This window comes from Oryzobacter telluris (assembly GCF_043099285.1).
GTDB classification, from domain to species: Bacteria; Actinomycetota; Actinomycetes; order Actinomycetales; family Dermatophilaceae; genus Oryzobacter; species Oryzobacter telluris.
On record NZ_CP170723.1, the window covers coordinates 1543944 to 1562104 of the forward strand.

The 18161-nt window shown below is 74.1% G+C and carries 17 protein-coding genes, 1 tRNA gene and 1 pseudogene; 8 read left to right on the plus strand and 11 right to left on the minus strand.

The genetic code is table 11. The features are described 5' to 3' along the window. Positions 1 to 38: 38 nt before the first annotated feature. From ACFLFB_RS07025 to ACFLFB_RS07065, 9 genes are read right to left on the minus strand one after another with little or no spacing between them, the layout of a single operon-like run. Positions 39 to 1091: a glycosyltransferase family 4 protein gene (locus tag ACFLFB_RS07025; RefSeq protein WP_392544998.1), complete on the minus strand. Its 1053-nt coding sequence runs from the start codon at positions 1089 to 1091 to the stop codon at positions 39 to 41. After that, positions 1088 to 2167, minus strand: coding sequence for a glycosyltransferase family 4 protein (locus ACFLFB_RS07030; RefSeq protein ID WP_392544999.1), 1080 nt, complete (start codon positions 2165 to 2167; stop codon positions 1088 to 1090). The genes ACFLFB_RS07025 and ACFLFB_RS07030 overlap by 4 nt, the downstream gene beginning before the upstream one ends. Continuing rightward, positions 2158 to 4398, minus strand: coding sequence for an N-acetylneuraminate synthase family protein (locus tag ACFLFB_RS07035; protein WP_392545000.1), 2241 nt, complete (start codon positions 4396 to 4398; stop codon positions 2158 to 2160). The genes ACFLFB_RS07030 and ACFLFB_RS07035 overlap by 10 nt, the downstream gene beginning before the upstream one ends. Then, complete coding sequence (locus ACFLFB_RS07040) at positions 4395 to 5105, minus strand: cytidylyltransferase domain-containing protein (protein WP_392545001.1); 711 nt, start codon at positions 5103 to 5105, stop codon at positions 4395 to 4397. The genes ACFLFB_RS07035 and ACFLFB_RS07040 overlap by 4 nt, the downstream gene beginning before the upstream one ends. Next, positions 5102 to 6163: an RNA-binding protein gene (locus ACFLFB_RS07045; RefSeq protein WP_392545002.1), complete on the minus strand. Its 1062-nt coding sequence runs from the start codon at positions 6161 to 6163 to the stop codon at positions 5102 to 5104. Before ACFLFB_RS07045 ends, ACFLFB_RS07040 begins: the two co-directional genes overlap by 4 nt. After that, on the minus strand, positions 6151 to 7161 hold the full coding sequence (locus ACFLFB_RS07050) for a glycosyltransferase (protein ID WP_392545003.1): 1011 nt from the start codon (positions 7159 to 7161) through the stop codon (positions 6151 to 6153). The genes ACFLFB_RS07045 and ACFLFB_RS07050 overlap by 13 nt, the downstream gene beginning before the upstream one ends. Then, complete coding sequence (locus tag ACFLFB_RS07055; protein ID WP_392545004.1) at positions 7158 to 8228, minus strand: NAD-dependent epimerase/dehydratase family protein; 1071 nt, start codon at positions 8226 to 8228, stop codon at positions 7158 to 7160. The genes ACFLFB_RS07050 and ACFLFB_RS07055 overlap by 4 nt, the downstream gene beginning before the upstream one ends. Then, positions 8225 to 8770: an acyltransferase gene (locus tag ACFLFB_RS07060; RefSeq protein ID WP_392545005.1), complete on the minus strand. Its 546-nt coding sequence runs from the start codon at positions 8768 to 8770 to the stop codon at positions 8225 to 8227. Before ACFLFB_RS07060 ends, ACFLFB_RS07055 begins: the two co-directional genes overlap by 4 nt. Beyond that, positions 8767 to 9681 carry a glycosyltransferase family 2 protein gene (locus ACFLFB_RS07065; protein WP_392545006.1) on the minus strand — a complete coding sequence of 305 codons (915 nt, stop codon included), beginning with the start codon at positions 9679 to 9681 and terminating at the stop codon, positions 8767 to 8769. Before ACFLFB_RS07065 ends, ACFLFB_RS07060 begins: the two co-directional genes overlap by 4 nt. Positions 9682 to 9828: 147 nt before the next feature. Between ACFLFB_RS07065 and ACFLFB_RS07070 the strand changes: the two genes are divergently transcribed. Continuing rightward, positions 9829 to 11649 carry an ABC transporter ATP-binding protein gene (locus tag ACFLFB_RS07070; protein ID WP_392545007.1) on the plus strand — a complete coding sequence of 607 codons (1821 nt, stop codon included), beginning with the start codon at positions 9829 to 9831 and terminating at the stop codon, positions 11647 to 11649. 19 nt (positions 11650 to 11668) lie between these two features. On the opposite strand, the gene ACFLFB_RS07075 is transcribed toward ACFLFB_RS07070, so the two are convergent. Continuing rightward, positions 11669 to 12598, minus strand: coding sequence for a glycosyltransferase family 2 protein (locus ACFLFB_RS07075; RefSeq protein ID WP_392545008.1), 930 nt, complete (start codon positions 12596 to 12598; stop codon positions 11669 to 11671). Then, a complete protein-coding gene (locus ACFLFB_RS07080; RefSeq protein ID WP_392545009.1) occupies positions 12595 to 13578 on the minus strand; it encodes a hypothetical protein in 984 nt (327 codons plus the stop codon). The genes ACFLFB_RS07075 and ACFLFB_RS07080 overlap by 4 nt, the downstream gene beginning before the upstream one ends. Before the next feature lie 156 nt (positions 13579 to 13734). Here ACFLFB_RS07080 and murI point away from each other — a divergent pair, with 156 nt between their 5' ends. From murI to ACFLFB_RS07115, 7 genes and pseudogenes are all read left to right on the plus strand, one after another. Then, positions 13735 to 14559, plus strand: a complete 825-nt coding sequence (gene murI / locus ACFLFB_RS07085) for a glutamate racemase (protein ID WP_392545010.1) — start codon at positions 13735 to 13737, stop codon at positions 14557 to 14559. Continuing rightward, a pseudogene (locus ACFLFB_RS07090) lies at positions 14556 to 15320 on the plus strand (MBL fold metallo-hydrolase); the annotation flags it as partial. The gene murI and the pseudogene ACFLFB_RS07090, both read left to right, overlap by 4 nt. 69 nt (positions 15321 to 15389) lie before the next feature. Next, complete coding sequence (locus tag ACFLFB_RS07095; protein WP_392545393.1) at positions 15390 to 15905, plus strand: ASCH domain-containing protein; 516 nt, start codon at positions 15390 to 15392, stop codon at positions 15903 to 15905. Positions 15906 to 15915: 10 nt separating this feature from the next. Beyond that, complete coding sequence (gene rph, locus ACFLFB_RS07100) at positions 15916 to 16671, plus strand: ribonuclease PH (protein WP_392545011.1); 756 nt, start codon at positions 15916 to 15918, stop codon at positions 16669 to 16671. After that, positions 16668 to 17303, plus strand: coding sequence for an RdgB/HAM1 family non-canonical purine NTP pyrophosphatase (rdgB, locus tag ACFLFB_RS07105; protein ID WP_392545012.1), 636 nt, complete (start codon positions 16668 to 16670; stop codon positions 17301 to 17303). The genes rph and rdgB overlap by 4 nt, the downstream gene beginning before the upstream one ends. A 41-nt stretch (positions 17304 to 17344) precedes the next feature. Continuing rightward, a complete protein-coding gene (locus ACFLFB_RS07110) occupies positions 17345 to 18055 on the plus strand; it encodes a glycosyltransferase (RefSeq protein WP_392545013.1) in 711 nt (236 codons plus the stop codon). 11 nt (positions 18056 to 18066) lie between these two features. Continuing rightward, positions 18067 to 18148: transfer RNA gene (locus tag ACFLFB_RS07115), tRNA-Leu, on the plus strand. The last annotated feature ends 13 nt before the right edge of the window (positions 18149 to 18161 follow it).

Consider the following 18161-nt stretch of genomic DNA (forward strand, 5'->3'; position numbering starts at 1 on the left):
GTGGGGGTGGTGGCCGCTGCCCGGCCATCCTCGCAGGGTCAGGAGGTGCTCGCCCCGAGGTCGGGGGAGATGAGGCCGAGGCGCGCCGCGAGCGCGGCGACACGGGCGCGGCCCGCGTCGGGGGAGAAGCTCTCGGTCCAGCGGCGCTGCGCGGCGTCGACGACGTCCTCGACGACCGAGGGGTGGGCGGTGGAGACGACGTCGATGGCGTCGGCGAGGGCGGCCGGATCGCCCGGCGCGACGACCCACGGGTGGTCGGGCCCGACGACCTCGGGCAGCGCCCCGGCGTCGGAGACGACGACCGGCGTGCGGCTGCTCATCGCCTCGGCGAGGACGAGGCCGAACGGCTCCTGCCAGGTGGACGGGAACACCGCGAGGTCGACGGCGGAGAAGAAGTCGCGGCGCTCCACCCAGCCGAGCGCGTCGGTGACCGGCTCCACGTGCGCCAGGGCGGTGCGGACCCGGTCGCGCTGGTCGTCGGGCACGAAGCGGGAGTCGCCGGCCAGGACGAGGCGCTGGCGTCCCGGGTGGCGCTCCTCGAGCAGCCCCACGGCCTCGGCGAGGACGTGCACCCCCTTGTCGGCCGACAGGCGCCCGATGAAGCCGATGCGCAGCGGGCCGCCGCGCAGCGTGGACAGGGGGAGGGACACGGGGTGGGTCCAGTTCCACAGGACCTCGGCACCGGGGACGGCGCGCGCCATCGACTGGCTGGGGACGACGACGGCCTCGGCACGCAGCCGGGCGACGCGGGCCGGGCCGCGGTGGGCCGGTGCGGGCGCCTGGTGGAGGTGGACGATGCGCCGACGGCGCCCCGAGGTCGCGAGGGCCGGGACGAGGCCGTGGCACCAGAGCCAGTCCGGCCGGTCGACCGACCAGCGGCGCAGGCCCGACATGTAGGCCCGACGGTCGCCGGGGAAGTCGTGGACGGGCAGGCCGAGCGCGGCGGCCTGGTCGAGGACGCCCCCGTCGGCCCGCGGCCCGGCGACCTCGACGTCGACACCGAGGTCGACGAGGGCGCGCGCGGTGGCGAGGAGCATGACCTCGCCCCCTCCCACGTCACCGTTGTTGGCGGCGAGGACGACGGTGGTCACCGGGTCACCTCGGCGTAGACGCCGGCCACGGCGGCGCACATCGCGGCGCGGTCGGGCCAGTCGCGGGGAAGCTGGGGGCGGCGCCCGGGGTGCAGCCCCTGCTCGGCGACGAGGCGCGCCACGGCGGCGTGGTCGTCGTGGGCCACGAGAGACGCCGGCGGGAGGATCTCGGGGTTGCCGCCGACGGCCGTCGCGACGGCGCCGACCCCGTGGACCAGGGCGTCGAGCAGCGAGTAGGAACAGTTCTCCCACACCGAGAGCTGCACGAGGACGTCGGCGTCGTCGAGCAGCGGGCCGGGCTCGACGTGCCCGACGAACGCCACCGACGACCCCAGCCCGAGGTCGAGGGCGAGGTCGCGCAGCGCGGCGTCCTCCGGCCCGGTCCCGGCCACGGTGAGGCGCGCGTCGGGGTGCTCCTCGCGCAGCACGGCGAACGAGCGCAGGAGGTGGTCGACCCGCTTCTCCGGCGCGAGCCGGGCCACGGAGCAGACGTGCAGGCCGGGGGAGCGCGTGGGCGCGGCAGCCGGCCGGTCGACCCCGTTGCGGACGACGCGGACCGGCGTCGACCGCGAGGGGTGCCACTTGGCCCGCACGCTGCGCTCGGTGGCGACGGCCACGGCGATGACGGCGTCGGCGCGGCGCAGGCGGGCGGTGTGGGCGAGCGCCTTGAGCCGGGCCCGCACGCGCGTGCCGTGGTAGACGAGGTCGTCGTCGGCGATGCCGTGCTCGGTGGTCACCAGGGCGGTGGGTCGCCCCACGGTGGCGACGGCGGTGACGACGTCGGCCCACGACAGGTGCGAGTGGGTGACGGCCGGCCGCACGGTGGCCACGGTCTCGCGCACGGTCGCCACCGAGGACCGGATGCCGTCACCGGGCCCCACGGGACCGGTGACGACCTCGGCGCCGAGGCCGCGCAGCCGCTCCGCCAGCGGCCCGGGTGGGCACAGCACGACCACGCGCCACCCCGGGACGCCCGTGCTCACGACGTCGCAGACGTGGCGGCCGACCCCCCCGAGGTCGGACACCGGGACGACCCACAGGGCCGTCTGCAGGTCCTGCGAACCGGTCAGAACCACTCCTCGAGCCGCTCCAGGGCGACCCAGAAGCCCTCGCCGTCGTTGACGTGGCCCTGCCAGATCTCGGGGATGAAGGACACCCCCGGCGCGAACGCGTCGAGCTGGCGGGCGAGGAGCGCCCAGTCGACCTCGCCGTCGCCCACCTGCACGCCCTCGCCGTCGACGCCCACGGCGTCGACGAGGTGGAGGTGGTCGGAGTACGGGGCGAGGAGCTCGACGGCCTCGGAGAACGGCTGGCCGAGGAAGGTCGCGGCGAGCTTGGAGTGCGAGACGTCGAGGCAGAGCCGGCGGTCGTACTTCTGCGCGAACTCCGCTGTGTCGGAGGCACGGACGAACAGGTTGCAGTACAGCTGGCCGCCCATGTACCAGGGGAACGGCGGCAGCGTCTGGCAGGACAGGCGCACGCCGGAGTCGTCGACGCGGTCCAGGCCCGCGGCGACGCGGGCGTACATGTCGGGCAGCTCGTCCTGTGGGACGTGCCGGTCGGTGGTGAACCCGCCGACGCTGGAGATGACGACGGGGTCGACGTCGGTGGTGAACCACGGGCGCAGCGAGCGGGTGAGGTCGATGACCCGCTGGAGCTCGGTGACCGAGCGCTCCCAGTGGGCGTCGTCCTCACTGGCGAGGTTGAGGATGAAGTCGCCCTGGAACAGGTCGGGGGCGTGGCAGGCGTAGCCCATCGGCAGCCGCTCGGTGAACACCGAGGCGGGGTCGATCTCGAGGTCCTTGTAGGAGAAGTGGAACTCGAGGAAGTCCGGGGTGCAGTCCGCGGTGAGGGTCGCGATGTCGTGGTACCGGACCGGCAGGCCCCACGGGCGGCGGAAGGTGAAGTCGCGCCCCTTGGGCACGGCGTCCGACAGGTCGCTCGCGTAGAAGAAGTCGCCCGCCTTCAGCGCCCGGATGGCGGGTCGGCCGACGAGCTTGTCGAGGGCGTTGGGCTGCAGCCCGCGCCCGGGGCTCTTGATGTCGACCGCGGCCCGGTCGATCTGCTCGCCCGGCTCGATGTCGCGGGCGGCGACCAGGCTCTTGGCGAGGTTGACCCGGTTCATCATCTCGCCGGTGGAGACGGCACGGGGCGCGGCGGTGCCCAGGGCCTCCTCGACCTCGCGGATGCGCGCCACCATCTCGGCGAACTCGCCAGGGAGCAGCGAGACCTTGTGGTCGTTGCCCTCCATGCCGCGGTCGACCGTGAAGTGCTTCTCGACGATCGTCGCGCCCAGCGCCACGGCGGCGATGGGGACGTGGAAGCCGCGCTCGTGGCCGGAGTAGCCGACCGGGCAGTCGCCGAGCTCGGCGAGGCGGGTCAGGTAGGTGAGGTTGACGTCCTTGAACGGCGCCGGGTAGGTCGACTGGCAGTGGAGGAGGGCGTACGGGGTGCCGCTCGTGCGCAGCACGGCCACGCTCTCGCGGATCTCTGCCTCGGTCGACATGCCGGTGGAGACGACGAGCGGGGTGCCCGAGGCCGCGGCGTGGGTGAGGAGCGCGTGGTTGGTGAGGTCGGCCGACGCGATCTTCAGGGCGGGGACGCCGTACGAGACGAGGGCGTCGACGCTGGGGGCGTCCCACGGCGTGCACATGATGTCGATGCCGACGTCGCGGCAGTGGTCGAACACCTCGTAGAGCTGCTCGGCGGGGAGGTTGAAGCGGGAGAGCAGGTCGAGCGTGTACTGCGGCCCGAGGTCCTCGCCGGCGCTGCCGGTGCCGCCGCGGTAGAGCGCCGCCATGTCGCGCAGCTGGAACTTCACGCAGTCGGCGCCGGCGCCCTGGGCGAGGTCGACGAGCTCCTTGGCGAGGTCGACCGAACCGTTGTGGTTGATGCCGATCTCGGCGATGAGGAACGTCGGGTTGCCGCGCCCCACCTCGTGCCGGCCGACCCGGAAGGCGTCGCTGCGGTTGATCGCCACCGCGACGAGGTGACCGTGCTCGTCGAGCAGCGGGACGTGGTCGACGGCGCCGACGAACAGCAGGCGGATCTCGGCCGGCGTGGCCGTGACCGGCGCGCTGCGGGCGGAGGTGTTGGCGACCTCGGCGCACGGGCGCGAGAGGTCGACCTCGTGCTGGGCGGCGATCCAGCGGCGGACGTCGCCGTCGGTGATCGACCCGACGAGGTGGCCGTGCTCGCTGACGCAGAACACGATCCGCGCCTTGTTGGCGGTGATCTTCTCCAGCGCGGTGAGGACGGGGTCCTCGCCGTAGACGACGAAGGGCCGGATGGTCCGGTCGATGATCATGCGGGGGTTCCCGTCGAGGAGGGGGCGGCTAGGAGGCGGCGCAGCGTGGCGTCGGCGACGTCGAGGTCGAGCTCGGTGTCGACGTCGATGCCCTCCAGCTCGTCCATGACGAACAGGCCGACCCGACCGCCGATGCGGTTGTCGAGCTCGTCGTAGACCCACGGCCGGGTGACGTAGAGGGAGCCGGTCTCGCGGTAGCGCAGCGCCTCGGGGGTGAGGTCCTGGCGGCGCGGCCGGGCGGTGACGTCGTAGGCGGCGCTCGGTTCGGCGCCGTCGGTCCAGATGAACGGGGCCTGCGGCACGACGCCCACGAGGGAGTCGACGCCGCTGGCGGAGAACTGGGCCAGGGCCCGCGACAGCGTGCCCTGGTGGCGGACCGGCGAGGTCGCCTGGAGCAGGACGACCGCATCGGGTGCGGCGTCCGCCTCGCGTGCCGCGGCGATGGCGTGGCGGACGACGGGCTCCGTCGGGGTCTCGTCGCGGGCCAGCTCGGCGGGGCGCAGGAAGGGCACGAGGGCCCCCGCGGCGCGGGCGACGTCGGCGATCTCGGCGTCGTCGGTGCTGACGACGACGTCCATCGCCGGGCGGGCGGCCAGCGCCTGCTCGACGGTCCACACGAGCAGCGGCTTCCCCGCCACGTCGCGGAGGTTCTTGCGGCGCACGCCCTTCGACCCACCACGGGCGGGCACGACGCAGAGGATCCTCACCGGGTCATCATCCCCTGAAGCACGCTCGCGACCGTGTGGGACGGCTCCTTCCGTGGCCGTTCGGGTGATGGGGTGGCCGGGCCGCCCCAGCGGGCCAGCCCGTACCGGTCCCAGAACTCCTCGAGCCAGGCGGGTGGGTCGGGGCAGTGGACCCACGCCGGCAGGCCGGCCGCCGCGGCCTCGAGGACGCCGGTGGAGAAGACACTGACCACCGGGGCACCGAGCTCGCGCAGCGGGGTCCGCGAGCGGTCGATGCTGATGCCCTCGGCCTCCCACCGCGCGTGGGTCGCCCGGGAACGGCGGTCGGTCTCGACCGGGTGCGGGCGGTACGCGGCGCCCTCGGCCCGGCAGAACGACTCGGCGGCCCCGGCGAGCTGCGCGGTGGGCAGCTCGGAGCCGTGCAGCTGCCCGAGGAACACCGGTCGGGCGTCCGGGTCGACCGTGGCCGGCGGTGGCGCCGCGGCGTCCCAGAGCAGCTGCGAGCCGACGACGGTCGTCCTGACGTCGTCGCGGCCGGAGCGCCAGAAGGCACCGTCGGCGTCGGTCCACGCGAGGAGGGTCGTGCCCTCGGCGAGCGGCGGGGAGTGCGGCGTCATCAGGCCGTGCTGCACCGTGACGAACCGTTCCGGGTCGGCCACAGCCTCGCGGCCGAGCCGGCCGAGCGGCAGGAAGTGACCGGTGGACAGGGCGACCTCGCCCTCGCGCACGAGGCGGGGTACCGCGTCGTGCGACAGGAACCGCGACTCCTGCCACACCCATGGCGGGAGCAGGTCACGGACCGGCACCGGGGAGACGACGACGACGCCCTCGAGGGACGCCAGGTCGCGCAGGGGAGCCAGGAGAGCGAGGACGGAGGTGGGAGAACGGGACTCGAGCAGGACGACGAGCCGCGTGGTCGGCCCGCCGCGCGTGACGACGACCTCGCCCGCGCGGCCGTCGGGACGGGCGATGTCGCGCAGCACCGACACGGTGCGCCGCAGTCGGCGGGCCAGGGGCTGGTGCCCGTGGTGCCAGCGGTCCCACGCCTCGAGGTCGCGCGGGTGGGTCAGGCCATCCACAGCGCCTCCAGGTCCCGCGCCCGGTGGGCGAAGGTGTGCGCCGCCAGCGTGCGCGCACGACCGGCGTCGCGCAGCCCACGCGCCCACAGGGGGTCGGAGACCGAGCGCCGGGCGAGCTCGGCCGCCTCCTGCGCATCGGCGAACACCGCGACCTCGCGACCGGGCTCGTAGTGGATCCCCACGTCCGCGCGGTCGACGAGCTGGACGGCTCCGACACCGCACGCCTCGAAGGTGCGCATCGTGAAGCCGTCCTGGTCCCCGTGGATGTTGAGCGTGGCCCTGGCCCCCGCCATCGCCCCGTAGGCACGGGAGCGGCTCAGGTCGCGACCCGCCGGCACACCAGGGCCGTCCAGGCGCCAGGTCCGCAGCCGGTCGACGAGGTGCCCTGACCAGTCGCGGCCGTAGGCGCGCACGGGGACGCCCTGCTGGCTCAGCCGGGTCAGGAGGGACTCGCGGTTGGGGTAGCGGGCACCGACGAAGACGACCTCGTCGCGGTCCAGCCGGGTCACCGGGACGTCCGGGTCGTGGGCCAGCGGCACGTGGACGGCCCGCATCCCCCGTCGGTCGAGCTCGGCGACGTCGAGCGGCGAGTAGGACGCGATCGGCCCGGCGGCCGCGAGGGTGGCGTCGGTGTGTCCGGTGCGGCGCAGCTCGTCGTACAGCCAGAGGAGGCGCCGCTGACGTCGGGTCTCGAGGAGGTCCCAGAACGCGTCGTCGAAGGTGTCTCCCTTGACGACGAGGACGACGTCGGGGTCGGTCTCCTCCACCGCGGCCCGGGCCCGCGCCCCCAACCTGGCGCGCCTCCGGGCGTCCGACGCCCCGAGGCGCTCCGGCAGCTCGTGGGCGACCTTGGCCACGGCACGCGCGCCCCGGCCTCCTCCGTCGTCGTAGGTGACGGTCCGGACCTCGTGCCCGCGTCCGGCGAGGGCGCGCTCGAGCGAGCGCCAGTAGCCGTGGAACACCGGGCTGAGGACGAGCACCCGTGTGGGTGCCGTCACGACGTCAGACCGCGTCGCGACAGCTCGTCGAGCGCGTCGTCCCAGGCACTGGCGCCGGCACCGGGGCGGTCCCACGACCAGCGGATGAACTCGACGATCGCGTGGTGCGCGGTCCGCGTCGGAACGGGGGCACCGAGTGCACGCAGGCGTCCGAGGTCCGCGCACGCGTGCTCGATGTCGCCGGCACGGTGGACGTCGAGGTGGGTCACGGTGCGGTCGGCCGCCGGGGCGCCCTCGATCGCGGCGGCCGCGAGCTCGAGCAGGGTGGTCCGGGCTCCGGTGCCGCAGTTGAGGACCCGCGGGACGGCAGCGTGGCCGGGTTCCAGCACGGCCCAGGCGAGCAGGGCGGCGAGGTCGTCGACGTGGACGAAGTCGCGGGTCTGGTGGCCGTCGCCGTAGACGGTGAGGGGCCGTTCCTCGCGCAGCATGGCGAGGAACGCCGCCAACACGCCCGTGTAGGGGTTGTGCAGCGACTGTCCGGGCCCGATGACGTTCTGCGGCCGGACGACCGTGAGCGCCACCCGGCCCGCGACCTCGGCAAGGGCGGCTTCCTCGGCCAGCGACTTGGTCTCGCCGTACACCGACACGGGGTGGTGGGGGTCGTCCTCGTGCGACGGGACCGGCTCGGCGCGCCGGCAGCACCGGGAGCCCGTGGTGGCACCGTGCTCGGGGCAGGCGTACGCGCCCTCGCCGTAGACCGCGCGCGAGCTCAGCGACACCAGCGGCACCCCGAGCGCGACGGCGTGGGCGGCCGCCAGCCTGGTGCCGTCGACGTTGACGCGGTGGTAGCGCTCGGTCTCGTACATCGACTGGCCGGTCCCCGTCTCGGCCGCGAGGTGGACCACGGCCGTCACCCCGCGAGAGAGGCCCGGGTCCGACCACGTCGTGGTGTCCGAGACGTCGCCGACGACGACCGGGCCGGGGAAGGAGCGGCGGGCGCCCTCGGCATCGGCGTGGACCTGGGGGAGGAGGAGGTCGATGGCGACGACGTCGTGGCCGGCGTGGACGAGGCGGTGGGCGAGGTACTGCCCGATGAACCCGGCCCCGCCGGTGAGAAGGACGGTCACGAGGACCCGCCCACGACACGGGCCGGGACGCCGGCGACCGTGGCGCCGGCCGGGACGTCGTGGGTGACGACCGCGCCGGCGCCGACGGTCGCCCCTTCGCCGATGGTCACGCCGCCGAGGACGACGGCCCGCTGGCCGATGAACACCCGGTCCCCGACGGTCACCGGGCCGGTACCGCGCACGGCCGAGCGGTCGGCGCGCTCGTGGTCGGAGGTGGCGACGAAGACCCCGTCGGCCAGGACGCAGCCGGCGCCGATCCGGACCGGGTCGATGGCGTGGAGGTGGACGTCGTGACCGAGGTAGGAGCCGTCACCGATGACGAGGTCACCGCGCTCGCCCTCGGCCTGGAGCCACGCCCGGTCGTGGATCGCGCACCCAGCCCCGAGCGAGATCCTGTCGACTCCGCGCAGGATGTGGGGGCGCACGATGACGGTGCCCGCGCCGAACTGCCGGAAGGTCCGCCGGTACACGGGGTTCTTGAGGCGTGCGAGGTGCCAGCGCACCGAGGGTGGTGACTCGACGACGCGGCGGGCCAGGGTCACCGGCGACCACCGTGGATGAGGCGCAGCTCCTCGCGTGCGGTGGCGAGCGGGGCGACGGGCCGACCCGCGAGGCGCCGCCCGGTGTTGACGACGGCGTTGAGGGTCGTGGCGGCGGTGAGGCCGAACCGCAGGCGGCGGTCGAAGCCCCAGCGGCGGGCGTAGCGCATCCGCGAGTCGACGAGCCAGCCGCGCCGGGAGCCGGGGTCGGAGGAGGCGCCGCCGGCGTGGGTCAGGGACACGCTGCCGACGTAGACCGAGGGCACCCCGGCGTCCCGCAGCCGGCGCTGGAGGTCGACCTCCTCGGAGTTCATGTAGTAGCCCTCGTCGAAACCACCCACCGCGCGGAACACCTCGGTCGGGACGAGCAGGGCGGCGCCGACCACCCAGTCCACGGGCAGCACCGCGCCTGGAACCGCTCGGGTGTCGTGCCCGACGGCCTCGTGGAGAAGGCGGTGGTGCCGGAACCGGGCCAGGGGGGTGAGCCACTCGACGACCTGGTGCGACGCACGGGGGAAGTGCCGACCGGACCACGCCGGGGTGCCGTCGGCGTCGAGCAGCGCGGGTCCCACGACGGCCGGCATCCACGGCTCGGCGGCGGTGAGGAGGTCCTCGAGGAAGGTGGGCCCGATCCGCACGTCGCTGTTGAGGACGAGGAGGAACGGCTGGGCCGACGACGCCGCACCGGTGTTCACGGCCGACCCGAACCCGCCGTTGCCGCGACGGTGGACGACGTTCACGCCGTCGATGTCGGGAAAGGGTTCGGGGGAGGCGTCGTCGACGACGACGACGTCGACCGGGCGCCGCACGGTCTGGGCCTGCAGGTCCCGGATCAGGTCCAGGGCGGGCGTCGGGTCGCCGTAGTGGGGGACGACGACGTGCACGCCGCTACCAGTACCCCGCTCGTCGCTCACGCCCACAGGCTAACCGGCAGGCGCACCACCACCTCGGCGTTCGCGCTGGTCGCGCTCGGCGCACCCCACGCGAAGTGGCCCTGCCGCGCGCGGCCGACCTCCTACAGTGAGTCCGGCGAGAGCCCTCTCGCGAGCCGATGGAGGACCATGAGCCTGCTGGATGTCACGTCACGCCTGCTGCGGCGGTACCTGCCTCCGGGCTCAGGGGTCCTGTTCAGCCGGGCCACCCGTCGCCGCATCGTGCTCGTCTTCCTCGGCTCGTTGGTCCTCGCCGCGTTCGAGCTGGCCGGCATGGGAACGTTGCTGCTCCTCATGCAGCAGTTCGCGGGGACCTCGGCCACCCCGTCCCTGCTCACCACGGTCAGCCGGGGCCTGGGTCTGCACGGCCCGAACGCCGTGCTCGTCCTGCTCGCGGGTGCCGTGCTGACGATCTTCGTCGCCAAGGCGGCCATCGGCCTGGTGTTCCGCCGGTGGGTGATCGCCTTCATGCAGCGCGCGCAGGCCGAGACGTCCGTCCGCCTCCTGGCGCGCTACCTGAACGGCCCCTACCTGCGGCTCCTCGGACGCAACTCCGCCGACCTGGTCCGCACGATGTACGACGGAACAGCCAGCGTCTACGGGCAGGTCGTCGGCTCCATGGTCCAGACGGCCGTCGAGGTGGCCACGATCCTCGCGGTCCTGGGGTTCCTCGTGGCGGCCATGCCGATACCCACGCTCGCCGCACTCGCCTTCTTCGCCGTCACGGTCTTCGTGCTCAACGCGGTGGTGCGACGTCGTGCGTCCGCCGCCGGGGAGGTCATGGTCACGGCCGGGACCCGCGCGTACCGCTCGATGCTGCAGGCACTGGCCGGCGCCAAGGAGATCAAGGTCCGCCGCACCCAGGGCCAGTTCATCGAGGAGTTCGCGAGCGCGCGGCTCGCCTCGGCCCGCGCCGGTGCCGCGGTCGGCTTCCTGGGCGAGGCTCCCCGCTTCGTCCTCGAGGTCCTCTTCATCGTGGCAATCCTTCTGGTCTCCGGCCTGGTCAGCCTCACCGCGGAGCCGGGCCAGACGCTCCCGCTCATCGCGATCTTCGTCGCGGCCGGCGTGCGCCTGCTCCCGTCGGCGAGCCGGGTGGTGGCGATGAGCAGTGCCGTCAGGGCCGGGGTCCCGCAGATGCGGACGGTGATCGCCGACCTGACCGACGGACCCGACGCCGAGGAGGTGCCGGGGGGTGCTGAGGACTCCAGCCGGCTGCCGCTGCGGGAACGGCTGGTCATCGACGACGTCCACTTCCGCTACCCCTCATCCGAGACCGACGTCCTGCGGGGCATCTCGCTCGATGTCGAGGCGGGACGCTCGCTCGCCGTCGTCGGGCAGAGCGGCGCGGGGAAGAGCACCTTCGTCGACCTGCTCCTCGGACTGCACCAGCCGACCTCCGGGGAGGTCCGCGCCGACGGGGTGGCGATCCGCGAGGACGTGGCGGCCTGGCAGCGTGGCATCGGGCTGGTGCCCCAGGACGTGTTCCTCCTCGACGACACCGTGCGCCGCAACGTCACGCTCGGGCTGCCCGACGGTGGCGACGACGACCGGGTGCTGCGCGCGCTGTCCCTGGCCCAGCTCGACGAGTTCCTCGCCGAGCTCCCGGAAGGACTGGACACCCGGCTGGGCGAGCGCGGGAGCCGGGTGTCCGGCGGCCAGAGGCAGCGCATCGGCATCGCCCGAGCCCTCTTCGTCGACCCGGGGCTCCTCGTGCTGGACGAGGCCACGTCCGCGCTGGACAACGACGCGGAGAACCGCATCTCGGCGACGATCCGCAGCCTGCAGGGCGTCGTCACCACCGTGGTGGTCGCCCACCGCCTCTCGACGGTGCGGCACTGCGACACGATCGTCTTCCTCGAGGGGGGGCGCGTCGCGGCCCAGGGGTCGTTCGAGGAGGTCGTGCGGGCGAGCGCGGCCTTCGCCCACCTCGTCGAGCTGGGCCGGCTCTGACCACCGGTCGTCCCGATCGTCAGGAGGGCAGCAGGTCCCGCGGTGGTGGGGAGCCGAACACCCGGTAGGCCAGGTGGCCCTGGACGGAGCCGAGGTTGGCGCCCACCGCGGCTGCCCAGCGCAGCCGGTCGGCGGGGTGCCGGACGACGGAGGGCCGGACCGACACCACGGTGCGGAGCAGCGCGCGCAGGCTCCAGGACAGGCTCATCCCCGAGATCCCCGGCTGGTCCCTGAACCGCAGCCACAAGAGGATCGAGGTCCGCGTGTACCCCCGTTCCGCACGGAACGAGGCCAGCGCCCCATCGCGGGGGCGGTAGAACAGGGCGCACCCGTGGGCGATGCCCACCGTGAGACCCGCCAGCTGCGCCCGCCACGAGAAGTCGACGTCCTCGCACCCCTGCGCGTAGCTGTTGTCGAACCCGCCGAGAGCCAGGAAGTCGGCACGGTGGATCCCGAGGCTTCCCGACAGCACGCACGGCAGGAACCCCATGTAGCGGAAGTCCGCGTCCGAGTTCCCGTAGGGGAGGCCCTCCTCGACCGGACCGAAGGCCGGCGTCTCCGGGGTGATCCGCAGGACCGGCCCGGCGACGAGGGTGCGCGGTTCCAGGGCGGCGGCCATGACAGCGACCCAGGACCGGCTCACCAGGTCGTCCGCGTCGCAGAACAGGACCTTGTCCGCGGCCGCGGCCTGCACGCCGACGTTCCTGGCGAAGCCGGCGCCGCGGCGCTCCCCGGCGTCGACGAGACGGATCCTCAGCCGGTCCGTCCAGCCGGCGACCACCCGGGCGGTGTCGTCGGTCGACCCGTTGTCGCTGACCACCACCTCGAACGCGGGGGCGCCCTCCTGCCGGGCGAGGCACTCGAGCTGTTCGGGCAACGTGCGGGCGGCGTTGAACGCGGGGATGACGACCGACACGTCGGGTACGCGGGCGGCAGCAGGCGACGTCATCGGCGGGCCGAGCGGGACGGGATGATCCCGCGGGCGCGGATCCCCAGCGTCCGAGGGAGCCGTCGTGCCTTGTCGGACCAGACGTCCCAGCGAGCGAGACGCTGGGCCTCGAGCTTCACGGCGTCGTCGATGCGCCGGCCCCCCACCACCTCCTCGATGGCCCACTGGAGGATGGAGCCGTACGCCTCGTGGTCGGCCACCGGCCGGCCCAGCAGGCTGGCCAGCTTGGGGTTGTCGGGGGCGATCTCGACGTCGCAACCGCAGGTCATCGCCTCGACCACGGCGCGTTCGCCGCCGCCCTGGAGCGTGCAGGGGACGAGGACCCTCCGGGAGTCGTTGTACAGCTCGGCCAGCTCGTCGTAGGCCACGAAGTCGCGCAGCTCGACCCCGCTGTCACGCAGGGTCGCCACCACTGCCGGGTCGGCACTCGACAGGTCGCCGATCGCGAGGCGCCTCCCGGCCCGCGCCGCCAGCTGCTCGGGGCGCTTGAACGCCGCGAGACGGCCCACCATCAGCCAGTCCCACGAGCGGTGCTCGCGGTGGTGGTTGCGCATGGCGCGGGAGTCGACCCCGAAGGCCAGGTGCGCGAAGGGGTGCTCGGCGACGAAGGGGGCGTACCAGGGCGTCTCGAAGAAGACCGTGTCGAAGCGTCGCTGACGCGCGGGGGGAGGTGCCGGGGAGGACCCCGCGATGAGGAGGCCCGATGGGACGTCGGTGCGCCCGAACAGGGCCCGGTCCGCCGCCGCGCAGGGAAGCCATCCCCAGTCGCTGCGCACGAGGACGAAGTCGGCGTCCGGGATCTGTCGAGCCCGCGCGCGGTGGTCGTCGTTGTACGGGTGGACGTTGAGCCACCGCACGTCGTGATCGCGGCCCACCACCTCCAGGGCCGCGGTGAACCCGTCGTGGTCCCGCCCGAACGCCGACGCCGACTCCGGCACGGCATGGACGACGTTGATGATCACGAGGTGGCCTCCGGTCACGGGCGGTGGACCCGACAGGGCCCCGGGTCAGGAGGGTACCGACGTGCCGCGGGGATCCGCGGGCGTTCCGGCCGGGCCGAAGCAGTGGGAGAGAGCGTGGCGCAACAGACACTCGTCCTGCGCGGGCGTGTCGGCCGCCTGGCCTACGGTGGACGGGTGACCGACTCACCCATCGGGGTCTTCGACTCCGGCTACGGCGGGCTCACCGTCATGCGGGCGATCCTCGACCAGCTGCCGCACGAGTCAGTGGCGTACTTCGGTGACACCGCGCGCGCCCCGTACGGGCCGCGCCCCATCGCCCAGACCCGCGAGTTCGCCCTCCAGGGCCTCGACCGGCTCGTCGACCACGGCGTCAAGGTGCTCGTCATCGCCTGCAACACCGCCAGCGCCGCCGTCCTCCACGACGCGCGCGAGCGCTACGACGTCCCGGTCGTCGAGGTGATCCGGCCGGCCGTGCGCCGGGCGGCCGCCGCGACCCGCACCGGACGCGTCGGGGTCATCTCCACCGTCGGCACCCACCAGTCCGGGGCGTACCTCGACGCCTTCGCGGCGGCACCCCACCTCGACGTCGTCAGCACGCCCTGCCCGCGGTTCGTCGAGTTCGTCGAGCGCGGGGTCACCGGCGGCTCCGAGCTCGTCGGCGTGGCCCACGAGTACCTCGACCCGCTGCGCGGCGAGGTCGACACCCTCGTCCTGGGTTGCACCCACTACCCCCTGCTCACCGCCGTCATCTCCTACGTGATGGGCGATGACGTCACCCTCGTCTCGTCGGCCGAGGAGACGGCCAAGGACGTCTACCGCGTGCTCGCCGACGCCGACGCGCTGCGGCCCGACGACCTCCCCGAGCCCGACCACGGCTTCACCACCACGGGTGACCCCGAGGAGTTCCGTCGCCTGGCCTCGCGCTTCCTCGGCGTCGGCTCGCGGCTCGGGCCGGTCTTCACGGCACCGGCACCCGTCGAGCGGGCGGGGATCTCGTGAGGCTCACCGTCGTCGGCTGCTCCGGCTCCTTCTCCGGGCCCGAGTCGGCCGCCTCCAGCTACCTCGTGCAGGCCGAGGCCGACGGGCGCACCTGGAACCTGCTCCTCGACCTCGGCAGCGGCGCCCTCGGGGCCCTGCAGCGGCACGTCCACCCCGACGACCTCGACGCCGTGGCGCTGAGCCACCTCCACCCGGACCACGTCGTCGACCTGTGCGGCCTCTACGTCATGCGTCGGTACCGCCCGGCCGGTCGGCTCCCCGGCCGACTGCCCGTGCACGGCCCGTCGGGGACGGCCGAACGGCTCGCCCTGATGTACCACGGGGTCGAGCCCGGCGGCATGGAGAGCGAGTTCGAGGTGTCGACCGTCGGGCACGGCCGCTCCTTCACGGTCGGCCCGTTCACCGTCACCGCGTTTCGCGTCAACCACCCGGTCGAGGCCTACGGCTACCGGGTCGAGGCCGACGGTGCCGTGCTCGCCTTCACCGGCGACACCGACGACTGCCCGGCGCTCGACGACCTCCTGCGCGACGCCGACCTCGCCCTCGTCGACTCCGCCTTCGTCGACGGCCGCGACGACGTCGAGGGCATCCACCTCTCGGGCTCCCGGGCCGCCGCGGCGGCCGTGCGGGCCGGTGGCGTGCAGCGCCTCGTCCTCACCCACGTCCCGGCGTGGAACGACCCCGAGGTGTGCCGGGAGCAGGCCGCCGCGGTGTGGCCGGGCGAGGTCGAGCTGGCCCGGGCGGGGGAGACCCACGACCTGGGCGCAGGGTCCGCGCAGCCCGCTCCCGCGGCCCCCGCCGTGGCCGTCGACCGGGCCGCCGGCCTGGCGATGTTCGCCGCCTACCGGGGCGCCCACCCGCACCTCGCGCCCGAGGACGACCTCGTCGTCGAGGCCTTCGGCGACGGACCGGCCCTGGCCGACGAGCTCCTCGCCTACGTCACCGACGGGCCGAAGCGGGCGACCGCCGGGCTCGTGGCCGGGTACGCCCACGACGGCGACCCGCTGCCGCGCGTCGGCTCCCACTGGGTGGCCTGCGACGGTGCCGGCCGCCCCCGCGTGGTCCTGCGCACCACCGAGCTGCGGGTCGGACCGCTGCACTCGGTCGACGAGCGGTTCGCGTGGGACGAGGGCGAGGGTGACCGCACGCTGGAGTCATGGCTCGACGGCCACCGACGGTTCTTCCGCCGCCAGTGCGAGCAGGTCGGCATCGAGTTCTCCGACGACCTCGAGGTGTGCTTCGAGCGCTTCTCCGTGGTCTGGCCGCCCGAGCTCGCCGACGCCCCACCGGCCTCCGGCGGCAGCCCGCGGGACACCGCCGGGGACGCGGGCGCCGCGGCTCGTTAGCCTTGGGCGCGTGACCGACGCACCCCGCCACGACGGCCGTACCCCCGACCAGCTCCGCGAGGTGCGCATCACGCGCAACTGGCTCGACCACGCGGAGGGCAGCGTCCTCGTCGAGTTCGGCCGCACCCGCGTGCTCTGCGCCGCCTCCTTCACCGAGGGCGTCCCGCGCTGGCTCAAGGGCAAGGGCAGCGGCTGGGTCACCGCCGAGTACGAGATGCTCCCGCGCTCGACCAACACGCGCTCGGACCGCGAGTCCCGCCGCGGCAAGGTCGGTGGCCGCACCCACGAGATCAGCCGGCTCGTCGGCCGCAGCCTGCGCGCCGTCATCGACACCAAGGCTCTGGGCGAGAACACGATCGTCCTGGACTGCGACGTCCTCCAGGCCGACGGCGGCACCCGCACCGCGGCCATCACCGGCGCCTGGGTGGCCCTCGCCGACGCCGTCGAGGACGCCCGCGCCCGCGGACTGATCAAGGCCTCGGCCCAGCCCCTCACCGGCTCGATCGCGGCCGTGAGCGTCGGCCTCATCGACGGCCGCCCCGTCCTCGACCTCGACTACCCCGAGGACTCCACCGCGCAGACCGACATGAACGTCGTCATGACCGGCGACGGCCGCTTCGTCGAGGTGCAGGGCACCGCCGAGGGTGCGCCCTTCGACCGCGACCTGCTCGGTGGGCTGCTCGACCTCGCCACCGTCGGGTGCGCCGAGCTGACCCTGCTCCAGCAGGCGGCGCTCGAGGCGGCACCGCGCGAGCGCACCCGATGACCCGCCGGCTCGTCCTCGCGACGCGCAACGAGCACAAGGTCCACGAGCTGCGCCAGATCCTCGCCGGCCTCGTCGACGACCTCGGCCTCGAGGTCCTGGGCGCCGACGACGTCGACGGGGCACCCGACGTCCCCGAGACCGAGGTGACCTTCCTCGGCAACGCGCGGCTCAAGGCCGTCGCGCTCGCCGAGGCCACCGGCCTGCCCTCGGTGGCCGACGACTCCGGCCTCGCGGTCGACGTGCTCGGCGGGTCACCGGGCGTGTTCTCGGCCCGCTGGTCCGGGTCGTCCGCCGGGGAGGGAGCGGCCCGCGCCGCCAAGGACCGCGCCAACCTCGCGCTCCTGCTCGAGCAGGTCGCCGACGTCCCGGACGAGCACCGCGCCGCGGCGTTCGTCTGCGCGGCCGTCATCGCGATGCCCGACGGTCGGGTCGAGGGCGTCGAGGGCCGCGTCGCGGGCATCTTGGTCCGCGAGCCCCGGGGCACCAACGGCTTCGGCTACGACCCGGCGTTCGTCCCGGCCGGCGACACCCGCACGCTCGCCGAGTACACCGACGAGGAGAAGAACGCGATCTCCCACCGGGGCAACGCCTTCCGCGCCCTCGAGCCGGTGCTTCGCGAGCTCTTGGGCTGAGGGCGGTCCGTGTCCACGCACCCGGGTGGTGAGGGCGGCCCATGATCGTCGTCGGCTGCTGCGTGGGCCCCGGGGGGCGGTACGACCGGATCACGGGCCCGTCCCTCGCCTCGCTCGTCCAGCCGGACGACGTCGTGGTCCTCGTGGAGGGAGCCAGCGGCATCTGCGGTGCGTACAACGCGGTGCTCCGGCGCGCTCGTGAGGTCGAGGGGTGTCAGGGCGTGCTGCTCGTCCACGACGACGTCGAGCTGCCGGGACGCGACGTGCGTGACGCGCTCCTCGCTGCGGCAACCGAGCCCGGAGTCGGGCTCGTCGGCGTGGCCGGCGGTAGAGGCCTCGCCTGGGGCAAGTGGTGGTCCGGACGCCACCTCGCGGGGCACCGCAACGACACCCGCGGGACCTTCGACCTCGGACGGGTCGCCGACGACGTCGACGCCGTCGACGGCTGCCTGATGTTCATCACCCCGCGCGCCGTCCACGTCGACTTCGACGAGGTCACCTTCCCCGCCTTCCACGGCTACGACGTCGACTTCTCGCTCCAGGTGCGCAGTGCCGGCCTGAGGGTGGTGACGCGGTCGATCCCCTACCGGCACCTGGACAAGGGATCCGCCGGCGATGACGCCACCTTCGTCGAGGCGATGCGCGACCTGGAGGCGAAGTGGCCGGGGTGGATCCGCCCCCCGTCCGTGCCGGAACGGATGGTGTCCCGGATGCGCCATGTCGCGCGCCGCGGCAGGACCCCGGGGTCCTAGGCTGGGCGCGCGCGCGAGTGGCGGAACTGGCAGACGCGCCAGGTTTAGGTCCTGGTGCCTTCGGGTGTGCGGGTTCGAGTCCCGCCTCGCGCACCGGAGGAGGAGC